The 14,989-nt window shown below is 37.5% G+C and carries 16 protein-coding genes; 11 read left to right on the forward strand and 5 right to left on the reverse strand.

The window, feature by feature from the left end:
* The 4 genes from QT16_RS07925 to QT16_RS07940 all read left to right on the forward strand — a co-directional run.
* On the forward strand, positions 1-930 hold a 930-nt coding region (locus tag QT16_RS07925), incomplete at its 5' end, for an IS30 family transposase (RefSeq protein WP_039487798.1).
* 71 nt (positions 931-1,001) lie between these two features.
* Entirely contained in the window at positions 1,002-1,517 is a 516-nt protein-coding gene (locus tag QT16_RS07930) for a hypothetical protein (protein WP_039487800.1), read from the forward strand.
* Between the two features lie 174 nt (positions 1,518-1,691).
* Positions 1,692-2,072 carry a hypothetical protein gene (locus QT16_RS07935; protein ID WP_039487802.1) on the forward strand — a complete coding sequence of 127 codons (381 nt, stop codon included), beginning with the start codon at positions 1,692-1,694 and terminating at the stop codon, positions 2,070-2,072.
* A gap of 102 nt (positions 2,073-2,174) precedes the next feature.
* On the forward strand, positions 2,175-2,600 hold the full coding sequence (locus tag QT16_RS07940) for a retropepsin-like aspartic protease (protein ID WP_039487804.1): 426 nt from the start codon (positions 2,175-2,177) through the stop codon (positions 2,598-2,600).
* A gap of 113 nt (positions 2,601-2,713) precedes the next feature.
* On the opposite strand, the gene QT16_RS07945 is transcribed toward QT16_RS07940, so the two are convergent.
* Positions 2,714-3,748 (reverse strand): methionine synthase, encoded by a 1,035-nt coding sequence (locus QT16_RS07945; protein ID WP_039487805.1) that lies wholly within the window; start codon positions 3,746-3,748, stop codon positions 2,714-2,716.
* A 78-nt stretch (positions 3,749-3,826) separates the two neighbouring features.
* Positions 3,827-4,804 (reverse strand): DUF1852 domain-containing protein, encoded by a 978-nt coding sequence (locus tag QT16_RS07950; RefSeq protein ID WP_039487806.1) that lies wholly within the window; start codon positions 4,802-4,804, stop codon positions 3,827-3,829.
* Positions 4,805-5,421: 617 nt separating this feature from the next.
* Here QT16_RS07950 and QT16_RS07955 point away from each other — a divergent pair.
* The 4 genes from QT16_RS07955 to QT16_RS07970 all read left to right on the forward strand — a co-directional run bounded on the left by QT16_RS07955 (position 5,422) and on the right by QT16_RS07970 (position 8,814).
* On the forward strand, positions 5,422-6,171 hold the full coding sequence (locus QT16_RS07955) for a spermidine synthase (protein WP_039487808.1): 750 nt from the start codon (positions 5,422-5,424) through the stop codon (positions 6,169-6,171).
* A gap of 135 nt (positions 6,172-6,306) precedes the next feature.
* Positions 6,307-7,320 carry a DUF5924 family protein gene (locus QT16_RS07960; RefSeq protein WP_039487810.1) on the forward strand — a complete coding sequence of 338 codons (1,014 nt, stop codon included), beginning with the start codon at positions 6,307-6,309 and terminating at the stop codon, positions 7,318-7,320.
* A gap of 72 nt (positions 7,321-7,392) precedes the next feature.
* Positions 7,393-7,629, forward strand: a complete 237-nt coding sequence (locus QT16_RS07965; RefSeq protein ID WP_039487811.1) for a hypothetical protein — start codon at positions 7,393-7,395, stop codon at positions 7,627-7,629.
* A 381-nt stretch (positions 7,630-8,010) separates the two neighbouring features.
* Positions 8,011-8,814: a hypothetical protein gene (locus tag QT16_RS07970; RefSeq protein ID WP_039487813.1), complete on the forward strand. Its 804-nt coding sequence runs from the start codon at positions 8,011-8,013 to the stop codon at positions 8,812-8,814.
* A 287-nt stretch (positions 8,815-9,101) separates the two neighbouring features.
* Here the strand turns inward: QT16_RS07970 and QT16_RS07975 are convergent, their stop codons facing one another.
* Both QT16_RS07975 and QT16_RS07980 read right to left on the reverse strand, forming a co-directional pair.
* A complete protein-coding gene (locus QT16_RS07975; RefSeq protein WP_039487815.1) occupies positions 9,102-9,407 on the reverse strand; it encodes a hypothetical protein in 306 nt (101 codons plus the stop codon).
* 7 nt (positions 9,408-9,414) lie between these two features.
* Positions 9,415-10,443 carry a YHYH protein gene (locus QT16_RS07980; protein ID WP_039487817.1) on the reverse strand — a complete coding sequence of 343 codons (1,029 nt, stop codon included), beginning with the start codon at positions 10,441-10,443 and terminating at the stop codon, positions 9,415-9,417.
* A 251-nt stretch (positions 10,444-10,694) separates the two neighbouring features.
* Between QT16_RS07980 and QT16_RS07985 the strand changes: the two genes are divergently transcribed.
* The 3 genes from QT16_RS07985 (at position 10,695) to QT16_RS07995 (ending at position 14,353) form a co-directional block, all read left to right on the forward strand.
* The gene (locus tag QT16_RS07985) at positions 10,695-11,354 is read left to right on the forward strand and encodes an NADPH-dependent FMN reductase (RefSeq protein ID WP_039487819.1); all 660 of its coding nucleotides are present in this window, start codon (positions 10,695-10,697) and stop codon (positions 11,352-11,354) included.
* Positions 11,355-11,621: 267 nt separating this feature from the next.
* Positions 11,622-12,071, forward strand: a complete 450-nt coding sequence (locus QT16_RS07990) for a hypothetical protein (RefSeq protein ID WP_039487821.1) — start codon at positions 11,622-11,624, stop codon at positions 12,069-12,071.
* 464 nt (positions 12,072-12,535) lie between these two features.
* The gene (locus QT16_RS07995; protein ID WP_039487823.1) at positions 12,536-14,353 is read left to right on the forward strand and encodes a protein kinase domain-containing protein; all 1,818 of its coding nucleotides are present in this window, start codon (positions 12,536-12,538) and stop codon (positions 14,351-14,353) included.
* Between the two features lie 105 nt (positions 14,354-14,458).
* On the opposite strand, the gene QT16_RS08000 is transcribed toward QT16_RS07995, so the two are convergent.
* Positions 14,459-14,989 (reverse strand): hypothetical protein, encoded by a 531-nt coding sequence (locus QT16_RS08000; RefSeq protein ID WP_039487824.1) that lies wholly within the window; start codon positions 14,987-14,989, stop codon positions 14,459-14,461.

Genomic DNA, 14,989 nt, shown 5'->3' on the forward strand with positions numbered 1-14,989 from the left:
CATTACCAAAAAAAATCAATACGTGAGGTGAGCCGATTACTAAATCGTTCACATAGCACTATTAGCCGAGAGTTAAAGCGTAATAAATATGATTATTACGTACCAACTTATTACCCTCATCCAGCTCAAATGTATTACGAAGTAAGGGTAAGGGAGAGAGCTAAGCGAGTTAAGCTTAAGTCTGTTGAAGCTCAACGATATGTGACTGATAAGCTCAAGCTTGGGTGGAGTCCAGAGATCATAGCTGGGCGAATAAAATTTGATAAAACCTTACCCAACGTATCTCACGAGGCCATTTATCAATATATATACAAGAATGAACCATCACTTATTGTATATTTAGCTAGGCAACATAAAAAACGTAAGAAAAAATATCCAACCCGTAAAACGAAAACAGTTTGGGGTCAAAGATGTAGTATTTTAGACAGGCCAGATGACATTAATCTCAGAAAAAACTTTGGGCATTGGGAAAGTGACTCTGTTGAATCTAGCGACAGAAAATGTGCGCTGAATGTGTTACTTGAACGAGTTTCTAGAGTGTGTCATATCACCAAATTACCATCTAAAAAAGCTCTAGCGACATCGAATGCAATATGTAAAAAACTATCTATTTACCCACCGAGTTCTTGTTTATCGATAACTTATGACAATGGCTCTGAAAATACAGAGTTTAAAAAAGTAGAAGCCATTTTGAAAAATAAATCTTATTTTTGTGAGCCTTACCACAGCTGGGAAAAAGGTGCTGTAGAACAAATAAATGGTTTAATTAGAAGGTATTACCCGAAGAAAACAAACTTTAGCAAAGTAAGCCATCAGCAATTAAAAAAAGTAGAGGAACAACTAAATAATCGCCCTAGAAAATGTTTAGGATTTAAAACACCAAATGAAGTCTATAATGAATTAGGTGGTGCACTTCCAATTAGAATCTAGGCACAGTTTTGTTTGTTCAATTAAAGTGGCTGTCTGGTTTGGTCGGTATTAATTGATCCCTTGGAGGGGTAATGGAAGCAATAACAATTACGAGTGTTTTTAGTGCGGTAGTCGGTGCATTAACCGGTAGTCTTGGGGCTGCACTCCTAGGAGCGGGTATTGGTGCAGGACTTTCTGCAACTTTAATAGTTATCCATGAAACTAATCGTGAAAGAAAAAATAGAGCTCTTGATCTGATACAAGAATACAGTTCTCCGGATTACATTCAGATTCGTAATGATGCAAGTAAAGCACTTAAAAAGTCGATGCTAGAAATTGAAAGCCCATCTTGGGATAGTCTTTACCGAAAACTATCTACGGAAGAGTGGCAAAAAATATCTAAAATTGAACATTTCTATAAAAAGTTAAATTTTATGGTAGATATTAAAGAGGCGGATTCTAGATATTTAGCAAAATATTTTGAAGTTGAATTTTGGCATTGGCAAGCAAGGTATTTTAGTCGGATTAATATTGAATCTGGTGAGCCTGAAATGGTATTTCAAGCTCTTGCTGATGCTTTTGAAAACCCTAATAATAAAAAGACTTAGGGAAATAATAAAGCGTATCCCCATTCTTAAATAAACTAGAAAATAAACTAGACACCCATTCTAAATTTTATGAAAACACTAATCGATTGAACCAAAATAGGAACTCAGCTATGGTTTGTTTATCAATAAAAACAAATAGAAACGAGTTAATCTTCAGGCTCGTTAGGTAATTAAATGAATACTGCCATCGATGAAGTCACAAATAATTACCAAGACTGGAGCTTAGACAAATTATCGTATGTTGATGGGTTACTAACACTGAACCTTAAAACTTATATAAAAGGCGATGATCCCGTAAGGTTTATGATTGTGTTTACAAATACCGTTTTATTTGAAACTTATGATGAAAGTACCCATTTTCATGACTATCATCAAAACCGTGATTCGGGCGTAATCGGCGTGTATTCTGATTCAAGCTTATTGGAGTATGCGCAAACTAAAACGAATACTTTCAGTTTAAACAACAATAAGCTGTTTCATTATTCAGTAATGACTACAAATGAAATCATTCATGTTTTAACAAATATTGAGCCTCAGGTGATAAACGTAACCTAACAAAACGCGCTGGGGTGGGCGACTAGTAAAATTTGGCTATTAATTTGTTGGAAGCTGAAAATAGTAAGTAAGATTTTAAAAACTTTATAACAAGGAATGTATATGAATTTATTTGAGAACAAAACTGTAATTGAGTTTGAAATATCAGAAACAGGCCACCAAATTGTTGAAGCTAAAATTAACGGTAAATTGTTACGTTTTATTTTAGATACTGGCGCTGGAACATCTGTTTTAGACAGGAGATGCCTAAGTAAGTTAGGCATTGAAGAAGCACTCAATATTGAGAATGCGGCAGGCTTAGGCACTTCAGATCACGCTATGGGAGATATAGAAGTTGATTCAATTGAGTTTGGAAATGTCTTGTTTGAAAGTCCTGACTTTGTGTCACTTAATCTTGACCATGTTCAGGTAGCGGGTGGTGAAAAGGGAGTACATGGCTTGTTAGGCTCTCCCTTTTTTACTCAATACCAAGCAGTTATCGATTTTTCAAAAAATAGGTTGGAGCTTTTTAATAAAAAAATTAAATAACTAACCTAAACTTTGTGCTTTAAATTTTATCTAACGCACCATGTTTATGGATTTAACTATGGCATGATGCGACAGCTGTTATTGTTTACAATTTGTATTTCAAAGCTACTTTTCTAGTTCTTTTTTAATAACTCTTTTCTTATAATTTCAGCCCCAGCGCTCAGGGCATTTAACTTGCCGTTAGCGATATGGTGAGGTAGTGGAGCCATGCCGCAGTTTGTACACGGGTAGAGTTTGTCGGCATCTACAAATTGCAGTGCTTTACGTAGCGTATTAGCTACTTCTTCTGGCGTTTCGATAGTATGATTTGCTACATCAATTGCGCCTACCATTACTTTTTTACCGCGAATGAGTTCTAGTAAATCCATTGGTACATGCGAGTTATGGCACTCTAGTGAGATAATATCGATATTAGATTGTTGAAGCTTAGGGAATGCTTCTTCGTACTGTCGCCATTCAGATCCTAGTGTTTTTTTCCAATCTGTATTGGCTTTAATGCCGTAGCCATAGCAAATATGCACCGCGGTTTCGCATTTAAGCCCTTCAATTGCGCGCTCTAAACAGGCAATACCCCAGTCGTTCACTTCATCAAAAAATACGTTAAACGCGGGCTCATCAAATTGAATAATATCAACGCCTGCGGCTTCTAATTCTTTTGCTTCTTGATTGAGTATTATGGCAAATTCCCATGCTAGTTTTTCGCGGCTTTTATAATGATCGTCGTAAAGCGTGTCGATCATGGTCATAGGGCCTGGTAGTGCCCATTTTATTGGTTGATTGGTTTGCTTGCGTAAAAATTTAGCGTCTTCAACAAACACAGACTTTTGACGGCTAACAGGGCCAACAACTGTAGGTACACTTGCGTCGTATCGGTCACGAATTTTTACTGTTTTACGTTTTTCAAAGTCAACACCGTTTAGGTGCTCTATAAATGTAGTTACAAAATGCTGCCTTGTTTGCTCACCATCGCTAACAATATCAATACCTGCTTGTTGTTGGTCGAATAATGACAAGCGTAGGGCGTCGTGTTTTCCTTGGGTTAATTCGTTACCTTGTAATTTCCAAGGTGACCAAAGTGTTTCTGGCTCTGCAAGCCATATAGGCTTAGGTAAACTGCCAGCGGTAGATGTAGGTAGTAATTTTTTCATAATAAATAATGCCGTATATTTTAGTTAATTATTAAACGTATCGTTAAGCGCGTTATTACTGGTTGTTGCTATTAGTTGTTATGACAGATAGCTAGTAGAGAATTGCTCAAGAACTCTTTGGTACGGCTTGATAAAATGCTCTTGCGCAAACTTGCCTTGCTCGTTTGCTAACTTGCCGCGCTCTTCTCGGTCATACACAATTTGCGTTAGTGAGTGGTCCAAGTTTTTTAAGTTTGGTTTATATGATTTACCCGCTGTTGCGTTGGCATTATAAATCTCTGGTCTGTAGATTTTTTGAAACGTTTCCATCGTACTAATGGTGCTTATAAGCTCAAGATTGCTGTAATCATTAAGTAAATCACCAAAGAAAAACAATGCTAAAGGCGCTGCACTATTTGGCGGCATAAAGTAACGTACCTGCAAGCCCATTTTTTTGAAGTATTGCTCAGTTAAAGACGATTCATTTGGCTCGTATTCAACGCCAAGTACCGGGTGTTGGTTTTCAGTGCGGTTGTAGGTTTTGTTATCAGACACACTTAGGCATATAACCGGTGGTTTTTTAAAGTTTTGTTTGTATGTATCCGAATTTACGAATGACTGAAATAGCTTGCCATGTAAAACCCCAAAGTCATCAGGAATACTAAATTGAGGCTTGCCTTTATTGTGCTCTTGTAGGAGTACGCTAAAGTCGTAGTCGCGCACATACGATGAAAAGTTGTTTCCTACAATGCCTTCAATACGCTTATTAGTTTTATGGTCAACAATATTTGTTTTTAATATTTCGATAGAGGGGAAGCTTTCGCCGCCGTCTTCAATACCTATTTCAACAGAGACAATTTCAAGCTCAACAGCATAACGCTCACCTTTGGTGTTATCCCAGTGGGCTAGGGCATTAAAACGGTTGTTAATCATGTTTAAGGCGTTACGTAAGTTTGCTTTGCGGTATTCACCTCTGGCTAAATTAGCAAAGTTGGTTGTGATACGCGTATTAGTTGATGGATGATAATTTTCGTCGAGTGAAACGCTCTTTATATTAAATGTAAAATCTTTTTTCATCGTGTTTATATCCAATTTTATAATTTAAACCTGATTGATGCTCTGCGCTTTACTAGCCTTACAACACAACTTACTTAGCTGGTTTAGGTATTCAGCGGCTTTAAGTTGTTAAATAGTGTTTAGCGCTAAGGGATGAGTAATTTATACGTTGATTGGGATATGAAGAAAAACGGTTTAATTTCACATAAAACATGAGTCATATTCATTAATCATTATTGTTAAATTCGATTACGTAGTAATTGACGAAAAAAAGGCACAAATCGATAAAAATAAGGGGTGGGTGTTTAGCCGTTTAGACTTCTTTATTGGTGGCGTGCACTTTATTCATGTTGAACATGAGGAATATTCAAAGGGATTTTTTATAGCTATAACAGTACATTAGCCAAATTTTTAGTATATTAAGCCGTTGTTTTACTAAGAGTCATCACTGGGCAAAGTTTTAATTAGCTATAAAAGCAGATACTTCAGCTCATCTAACCTAAATGATAAACCGACTTTTTTGAGTACGTATATAAATGCTTGTAAATTAATAAAAGCGTTATTGGCCATATTAGTAGCAATGGTAGTACGTTAACTAAGTTATACTCGATTTTCATCACTTTACCTATTGAGTATTCGTGGATATCAAAGGCACTTGTATTGCATCAACTATTGATGAGCATGGCCCTGTTTATGTATATCAAACAAAAAAGAATCTAATTCTCAGCTTTGACGGAAAAATTTATCAAAGCTGTATTAAATTAAATAATATTAACGGGTTAAGCTTAGCTTATACGCAAGCAATGATGGCTGCGCTTTTTTTTATACCAAATTTAAAAACCGCGATGATAATGGGGCTTGGGGCGGGCTCTATAGCAAAAAGTCTTTATCATGCGTTTTCTGCACTGACCATACATACCGTTGAATACCGTAAAGCCGTGGCTGATATGGCTATAAAATATTTTGAAGTTCCTGTGTCAGAACGTTTGTTTATTCACATTGATGATGCGGCAAACTACATGAAAAAAACGCAGATAAAAACGGATGTTATTTTTTCTGATTTATATAGCTCAGAAGGGATGGAGTCAGATCAGGTGCAATCATCCTACTTACGCGATTGTAAAAATGCGCTCACTTTTGATGGTGTTTTAGTACTTAATATTTGCCATACCAAAGTTGGGCAAAGAGAAGCGTTTGATCAACTACTTGAGAAAGAATTTGCAGGACAGATATTTAGTTTTATTATTGAAGGCGGCAATAAAATTGTTTTTGTTTTTAACAATAAAATGCCTGTACTTAGTGAGGATGAATTACTTGCTAAGGCTCACACGTTACAAAAATTAATAAACGTACCAATGACGCGCTATGCCGGGCTTTTATTTAATTAAAATGGTTAGTTTGATTTACTGGTAAATGGCGCGTTTAAATCCATCCGTCTACCTGTTGTTCATTTAAACTTGGTTAAACTAATCATACTCAGAATAAAAATAATAAAGTACATACCCGTACGGAAACACGCATACATGGATTACTGTAAAAATATAATCGCTAGATTTATAAGCGCGATGCAAAAGCGACCTGGATTATTGGCTGTATTGGCGTTTTTGTCGGGCGTTGCCAGCTTTGCACTTGTAGATAGAAAAGAGTCTTTTTCGCAAGTTATTGCGATATTTTTACTTATTAGTTGGTTGTGGCTAATTATTGATAATTGGCTACGAGACAAAGTAGAAGAAAAATTTGGTGTGGCTGTATCTCCTAATGTAATGCGTTTTGCTCTGCAAATGGTGCAACAAGAAAGCTTATTTTTTGCTTTGCCGTTTTTTTTAGCGGTTACGCAGTGGGACCATCCTCAAGCGTTTTTTACCTCCCTCATTGTGGTATGTGCGGTTATATCGGTAATCGACCCCTTTTATTATAAGAAGCTTGCTAAAAACCGTACGTTATTTAGTGTGTTTCATAACTTTGCTTTATTCGTTGTTTTACTTGTTACCTTACCTATTTTGTTAAACCTTACCACGAGCCAAAGTTTAGCTGCAGCCCTTGTAACGGCTGTAGTGGTTACTCTTCCGAGTTTAAACAATTTAATGCCTAATGCACGCTGGTGGCGTTTTCCTATTCTTGTATTGATTTTATGTGCTTTGAGCACTGCTGTGTGGCAATTAAGAAGCTATGTGCCTCCTGCTGCGCTGCGATTAACCGATATTACGTTAGCTCATGAAGTTGATTTACAACATAAAAAGCCAGTAGGGAGTATTAAACAGTTAGACTCTTATACACTGCACCATCAAGGTTTATATAGTTGGACCGCTGTTAAAGCACCAAGAGGCTTAAATGAAAAAATATTTCATGTGTGGCTTCATAATAAAAAAGAAGTTGATCGGATCACGTTAAATATAAATGGCGGAAGAGAGCTAGGTTACAGAGCATGGACCCACAAAGTAAATTTCCCTAGTGACTCTGTTGGTAAGTGGCAAGTAAAAGTAGTCACCGAATCAGGCCAGTTAATAGGTTTAACGAAATTTACTGTTACACCTTAATTAACTTAGCTGGCTGTATTTTAAACACATAGCTGATATAGTTTTTGTATTCCAAACTAATGGACATAGTTAATGAGTATTGCATTTGAGATTTTTATTTGGCTAATAGTTGATACTGGCTTGAGCTTTTTATTTTACTCGACCGGTTGGCTACTATTAAAAGTGGTTACGTTTGGGCTGTATAAAAGCGAGTTTAAAGACTTTGCATCTTATAAAGCGAGTAAAGCTAGAAGAGTCGACTTAACCTTCTTAGTAGGTTTTGGTTTTTATGTTGCACTGATTGCCGTTATGGCTTATTTAAGTCATTAAATTTGCTAATAAATTAGGTTAAGAATAAGCAGCCTATTGAGTTGTTGCTGCTTATGTTTTTCCCGTTGCCGCACTTTTTTACATTTCCTACTTATACTTTTCCTGTTTTTGCAATAGGGAACACTTCACCACGAGTACTATAACTATCATTTTAACTATTAAATTAAGTACCTGCTAGAGCATTGCTCGGTGCGTATATAGCTTTGGTTTGCTGGTTAAAACCCGAGCTAATTGCAACTTGTAGTTTATGGGTAATACTTAGTAAATACTTCAAATCTAATAAATAAAACAATATATATGCATCTATTTATTGCGCTAACACGTTTTATAACAATACTATGCGCGACTTTTTACCATTTATGATGGTTTTGGACTTAATAAATGACTCACTATTTAAAATATGTATTTGTTATTACGACTCTCGCGGGAGTAAATACAGCTTACGCACAAGCAAAAACACAAGAACACTATCAAGAGCTTGAAGTGGGCGTAGGCGGAAATATTAATCATACCCATACTGACGTAAATTATAAAAATAAAGAGTTTGATTTACATATTCACCCATTATGGGAGAGCCAATATGTTACCGAAGGTCGAGATAACCTTGCCGGTAATGGTATTGCATCAATTGCTACTGAGGTTAACTATAAAAACTTTGCGGTGATCCCTTGGGCGGCAAAAGGTATTAGTAGTGATTATTCAGAGCTTAATTTAAATGCTATTTATACCGCTCACTTATCTGAGCGGATAGAGATGTATGTAGGCTATAACTATATTAAAGCTCGCGAAGATGGCATTGATGCTCACGATAATGAGCTAAGCCTCGACTTTGCGTATCTCTATGCAGACGATATTCAGTTATTAAGTAGTGTTTATCATTCATTTGATGCCAGCGGTACATTTTTGGAGATGGCAGTAAAAAAAGATTTTTATATTAACGATTTACTATCAGTAGATATTCAATCAAGCGTGGGGTTTAATGCGGGGTATGTTAGTGATGGGCACAACGGAGTAAACAACGTTAAGTTTACTGCAATCTTGTCGTATCAGCTTTTTAATCAGTTAGCCCTATACACATATTCAAGCTATAGCATTGCAGTTAATAAAGATGAGAAACGCTTTGCAGGTGACGAGGCACTTCGAAATATATTTTGGGGTGGTGTAGGGCTAAGTTATCAATACTAATCGTAACGGTTTAAATTAATTAGGTGCAGTAAATTTACTGCACCTAATACCAATTCGCAATAATACTTAAACATTTCGCGGGGCTAAACGTGTCGCTACCTGAGTTAAAAAAATTCTCATTTACGACTGCATAGATGCAGAAGGTAGAGCAATGCAGGAGCAATTGCCGAGAACAACCAAATCGCGTTTTTTTGCCTAGCTATCATCACGTTTTTCTACCCTCAAAATAGATCACTTAATTAAGAGAATTGGTATGATACAAAACCCACAACTCTTAACTCTTAAAACTACTTATGCTGCTTATTTTGATGTTCGTGGCTATCATTGCTGTTATTCGTTTTACTTTCTTTGTTATCAACTTTTTGAATGGGTTGATTACGAACACACATTAAGTCATCAGCCATATATTGGCAGCTTCCTATATATAAGTCGTTATGCCCACCCTGATACTGACACGATTGTGACTTTTGCTTTTCAAAGCATGCTTTCACTGCTATTTGATTAAGTGGCTGAGAATGTGCTGCCGCATAAACACTTAAAAGTAATAATGAAGGAGCAAGTAAAACAAACAGTGACTTATATTTAATAGTCATAATTTTCTCAATGCTTTGGTGGTGGTTTATTGCCTGGCGGCGGGCCACCAGCTGCTCTTACTGACTCACCATGAAGGCAGCCAATAAACAAATTTTCGCTCGGGCTGGCAGCATGATAATGATAGCCTCTGGTTTCATCTGTTATACCACGGCATTCGTCGAGTGACTCTTCATTGCCTTGTGCATCTTTCATTGCGTAAATACCGTAACCGTCAACGGCATAACCTATTAAAGGGGCGTGTCCGTCAGTACTTGGAGCTGAATTGGTACATCCGGTTGTTGAATGATAGTGATAACCTTGGTGCAGGTTAATATGCCCACCGCAGTCGTCAAATGCTGCAATTGTATAACTGCCCAAAATAGCATTTATAGGTGCAGGGCCTGAAAGTTCAGTACCATCAAGCGCTAAGCCCACGGTATGTAAACGGCTGGATTTTTTACTCACTATTGGTGTAGTTGGAATTAAATACGTAAGCGAAAAATTATCTTCTAAATAGGATAGCTCGCATTCAATACAATTTTGTTTGTATTGTTCTTCTACATCTGGGCGTGCAGCACCTGAGCAAGATTCTTTTGTTGCTGTATAACGAACTTTATTTGTTTTTGCGTCATACAATACCCATTTTTCATCGCCGTAGTATTCATCTAACTTAAGAATAAAGTCGCCAGTTAAGTCAACTAGCTCTCCTTTACCTTGTTTATCAAACCAAGTACCTGATACATCAGCTCCGTCTGTTGTGCTGCGAGGGCAAAATGGGCCAGGGTCTCTGCCTGCAGGTGCACCTGATGTAGTAAACTCATAACAGGTTGTTTTAGTACCTTGCTGGGTTTCACAATCAACAATTTTAGGCTCTGTAATAAAAGCCTCTTGTTTGAACATAGATAGCTTTATTGATTGATTTGCTTTTTGCGCCTCACTAAGTGATCTACTGACTTGCTCGGTATTTTTGTTAGTAGATGAGTCGTTGCAACCACTTAGAGTTAAAGCTGTTGCGGTAACAATGATTGCACATGCGCTAAAATTTTTTAAGCCCATTACTTGTATCCTTTTCGGTATAGGTTTTGGCGTACTTATACTGTGGCATATTACTGGTCAAATGTGTAAAAAGTATGCAAGCGAGTGAATTTAACACACGATAAAATATGTTTAACGGCGCGGTTGTTGCTAAATTTCAGTTTTAAATTTAATTATTATGCTTTGAATCAATAAACAATGCGTATGTGTAATACACAATAACTAAAAAATGTTAGTGTTTAGCTATCGTTTAAAAAAGTTGAGAATTACATATGAAGTTTTTAGTATTTTTAGGCACAGTACGCGATAGCACTCCACCAAAACCAGCTCGCTTAGGCTTAAGGGTTTCTAGGGCTTGTATAGAATGCTTAACAGAGCATTTTGGTGATCATGAGTTTGAGCTAATTGATGCGTTGGACTTTCCTAGCGAAAACGTATTTAAACCGCACTTTGCATATGCTAAAAGTAATGCACCTACAGAGCTCACTCTATTAGCTGATAAAATTAAAGCCGCAGATGGATATATAATGATTAGCCCTGAGTACAATCACAGCATGAGTCCAGCTCTCGCTGACTTACTTAATCATTTTGGTAGCTCACTATTTTCGTATAAACCAAGTGCAATAGTTACTTACTCAGCAGGACAGTGGGGTGGTGTAAGAGCGGCTATTAGTATGCGCACGTTTTTATCTGAACTTGGCTGTTTGCCAGTATCGGCTATGATCCACGTGCCAAAAGCGCAAGATGTGTTTAGTGAGGATGGCAAACCTGTTGCAGGAGAGAGTAAATCATCGTGGTTTAATTATTTCTCACGCACGTTTGGCCAACTAATATGGTGGGCGCAGGCTGCTAAAGAGCATACCGAGGTGGTTGACCCACAAAGTTTGCTAAAAAGCTTTAAAACAGATCCTTCTCAGCGCAATGCGCCTTAATATCCGCTAATTAATTGTTTGGATTGATTATAGAAACACAGCTGCATATAGTGGTATCATTAACGCTACATATTTTTAATAATGCATAATACCAATTCGCAATAATAGTTAATCAATTTAAGGGATTAAATCGCTAACTGCATTAAAAGTTTCTGATATAGAACAACTCAATAACGAAATTTTTGCTGTGTTCTCCACACGATTTTATTGTCTCAAAATAGATCACTGAATTATGCGAATTGGTGTAAGAAACAAGGACATTGTGTCTTGAAATATCTAGCCTTACTAAGTGTGCTAACGCTTAGTGCATGTAGTTCTGTTCCCCATAAAATTGAAATGAGCCAAAGTACGGCAGCAAATATGAACCTTATCGCTTTAACTGAGCAAAGTGCACCAAAGGGTGTTGCTGGCACTTACCAGTTTCATATTAAAGCGGCGGGAGCTCAGGGTAGTAGGTTGTATTTAAATACAGAAACTGATTATCGTGACAGGCGTTCTATTACGATATCAATACAGCCTAATGTGGTAGCAGAGCTTCAAAGTAAATACGGACAACCAGCAGACACCTTTTTTATTGATAAAGCAATAGAAGTTACAGGCGAAGCTAAACGAGTAACTATCGATTTTATGAGCCGTGGTAGAGCCACTAATAAATATTATTATCAAACGCACATAGCTGTGTCATCAATTAAGCAGCTTCGTGTTATAGAAAGTTAGCAAAAATCAATGTACTGTATTTATATACAGCGCATTGTAAAAGCTTACTTTGAGCTTTAACGTTTACACTTAAATTTACTGTTCTGGCGCTACTTTAGCGCTGTTTTATTCCACGATTTCAAAACTCTTATTTAACCTATTGTAATCTCATTACATAAAACTAATAATTAGGGCGTGTTGATCTTTGGTGGGTGAATTTGCAGCAGTATGTTTGGTATTTAGGCAAGGCGGAGCCTATGTAGTGTGGTTATTCCCCATGAATAGGCGATAACGCAGCATAAATACCAAACATGCGCTGCCCTTTGGGTTCTTTCTAGGGACGATTAACTCTTTGTTGCTCGGTTTTAACTTAGCCCACTAGGTTACAAACCTCGCGCCGCGATTTAATCTTCCTTGGATTGAACAAATTTCAATCCACAAAGATCAACACGCCCTAGTTAGTTTTATAAATTTGAGTACCTGTATTGAAAGCCAAAGAAATCCGCAACTTTTATATCAACGAAGAGCAATCTGTTTATTTGCTTTCGCACCGCGATGCTAAAAAACACCGCCAGTGGCTTAATATTTGTATTAAGCAGCTAACACTGCTGGGCTACAAAAACGTTGAAATGATTGGCTCGGGTGCTTTTGGTTTTGTGTTTGCAGGTGATGACGATAACGGCTTACCTTGGGTATTTAAGTTTTCGCGTATTACACTTGCCCAAAGTGTACGTGACCGCCTAGAAGACGAAGCGTATATGCTTTCGCAAATTAATAACCCCTTAGTGCCTACCTTTTATGCATTTGAGCGAATTAAAAAACAAGGGATTTTAATGATGGCTCGCGCCATTGGAGAGGACCTTGAAAAAGTATCGCTTAAAACAGGGCGCTTTAGTGCCGCGCAAATAATGGCGCTAGCTGTTAGGTTACGTAATGTATTAATTGATTTACGTAGCCACAAAAATGGCGTTAGCCCACAACCTATAGTGCATGGCGATATAAAACCTTCAAACCTTGTTTGGGATGCAAACACTAATGCGCTTTCGTTAGTGGATTGGGGCAGCTCTGTGTATGCACAGCTCGATAGTGATGGTAACCCTGTTGCCAGTAACTTTATGGATTTAATGTCGGGTGATTTAAGCACAACGAATGCTCGTATGGGCGATGTATATTTTATTGGTGAAGCGCAAATGTCGGGAGAGCAATCATCCCCACGATTCGACGAGCAAGGTGTAGCCGCTACGTTGTATGCGCTAGCGTCGGCGCAGTCGTGCCGCTTTGGTGCGCAAGCCATCCCTGCAAGCAGCTTAGGGCTCCCCAAAGAACTGGCTAAAGTGATTGATGGCATGCTGTCAAAAAGTAAGGCCATACGTGATGGTGCTGGTGATTACTTTATGCGTAACATTACAACTATGGCTAAAATGTATTTACCTGAGCTTGATAAAAAACAAAGAAAAGCAGATATCCCTTTTTGGTATGGCAACGACGAGCAGCCCGACACGGTGGTATATAGTTCACGAAAACAGTTTTTACGACAAGCCGATCATAACCAGCAATTACTAGATATAAACGACGCGCAACTTGACCGCTATTATAAAGAGTTTTTGTTTGATACAGGCGATACCGAAAAAGCATTTTTAGCATCAATAAGCCGATTAGCTAAGTACCCTGTAGTAGGTGGGCTTAGTTTTCATTGGAAGGATGAGTCGATGTTTGTTGAATCGTCTTTAATTATGCATGACGAATCATTGGGTGATGCCTTTAGTGATGCTATAAATAACACGGTAATGCTAGCCCAAGCGATTAATCAAAAAGGGTTATTTAAGTGTTGTTTGTTTGATGCCCGTAAAACCATTCAACTAGAGCGAGATGGCACCGGTGCATTTAAGTTTGATAGCCTACCAGAGCTTGAATACGAAGTTGTAAGCATGAAAGCAAACGACATAACCCGCCCGCATTCATACTTTGAAGACGGTAAAGACCCTGATGAGCAACTACAGCTACCTAAAAAAGTTATTAAGTGCGTATTTGAGCTTAACCAAATTCATCATACTGGGTGTATTATTTTTGAAGCACTGCCCGACAGAATGAAGATTCACCATTACTACCGCTTACTCGATTCGAGCAAAGAGATTGAGTTTAAACGTTTACTAAATAAACTTATGCAATACGCGGTAAATATTACGGACGTGGGTGTTGCGGGCTTTATGAAACTCCCATATAAAAACACCCGTGAGTTTAGTTTATGTGAGCAGCAACAAGAGCATTATTTTCCTAAAAATCCCAAGCTTGTATCTTTATAGAAAGAACCCTTCACTAAAGAGTGTTAAATAAGAAGACAAAGATAAAAAGAGCACAAATTGGTTTAACTTGTACTCTTTGCCACTTAATTATTTAGGTAAGTATTACTAATTATTAAACACCTTACTAAAGGGCGACGTTGGTGATAGCTCAAATTGATGAGTTAGCTTTTGCGTTTTATTAGTCGCTGTAATTTGATAATGCTGCTTGTGCTCATTGTTACTAAATAGCTTAACGTTAAAATTAACTTTGGTTAGTTTACTTGGCAAAGAGTAGCGCCCAGTAATGGTTACTTGGTCTATATTGTCGCTTTTATGTTTATGCGACGCTTCTGGGTTTAGCAAAAGTCCGTCAATAGTAAATTTATACTGATGATCCGCTAAATAAACGTTCTTTTTAACTCGTTTAGTTATTAGCTTTTTATGAGCATTAAACTCAACTATTGATACTTTGCCATCCTTATCTTCATCAACCCCTTTAAAAGCCGACATAGGGATTGAAAGCACAATAAACACGTTATTATCAACAAAATTCAGCGTACCGTGATCTGCAACCATTAAATGCGCGTTTGCTAAATTTGGCATAATCAACAAACCCAAAGTAGTCATACTCAGTAGACCTCTTTTTATGTAAGGCAT

The sequence above is a fragment of the Pseudoalteromonas distincta genome (assembly GCF_000814675.1).
In the GTDB taxonomy this organism is placed as follows: Bacteria; Pseudomonadota; Gammaproteobacteria; order Enterobacterales; family Alteromonadaceae; genus Pseudoalteromonas; species Pseudoalteromonas distincta.

Coding starts and splice junctions, on each gene's coding strand:
- QT16_RS07970 (WP_039487813.1), top strand. CDS start 8,011: ATGACTCACTATTTAAAATATGTATTTGTTATTACGACTCTCGCGGGA.
- QT16_RS07965 (WP_039487811.1), top strand. CDS start 7,393: ATGAGTATTGCATTTGAGATTTTTATTTGGCTAATAGTTGATACTGGC.
- QT16_RS07985 (WP_039487819.1), top strand. CDS start 10,695: ATGAAGTTTTTAGTATTTTTAGGCACAGTACGCGATAGCACTCCACCA.
- QT16_RS07945 (WP_039487805.1), bottom strand. CDS start 3,748: ATGAAAAAATTACTACCTACATCTACCGCTGGCAGTTTACCTAAGCCT.
- QT16_RS07935 (WP_039487802.1), top strand. CDS start 1,692: ATGAATACTGCCATCGATGAAGTCACAAATAATTACCAAGACTGGAGC.
- QT16_RS07930 (WP_039487800.1), top strand. CDS start 1,002: ATGGAAGCAATAACAATTACGAGTGTTTTTAGTGCGGTAGTCGGTGCA.
- QT16_RS07960 (WP_039487810.1), top strand. CDS start 6,307: ATGGATTACTGTAAAAATATAATCGCTAGATTTATAAGCGCGATGCAA.
- QT16_RS07980 (WP_039487817.1), bottom strand. CDS start 10,443: ATGGGCTTAAAAAATTTTAGCGCATGTGCAATCATTGTTACCGCAACA.
- QT16_RS07975 (WP_039487815.1), bottom strand. CDS start 9,407: ATGACTATTAAATATAAGTCACTGTTTGTTTTACTTGCTCCTTCATTA.
- QT16_RS07950 (WP_039487806.1), bottom strand. CDS start 4,804: ATGAAAAAAGATTTTACATTTAATATAAAGAGCGTTTCACTCGACGAA.
- QT16_RS07940 (WP_039487804.1), top strand. CDS start 2,175: ATGAATTTATTTGAGAACAAAACTGTAATTGAGTTTGAAATATCAGAA.
- QT16_RS08000 (WP_039487824.1), bottom strand. CDS start 14,989: ATGCCTTACATAAAAAGAGGTCTACTGAGTATGACTACTTTGGGTTTG.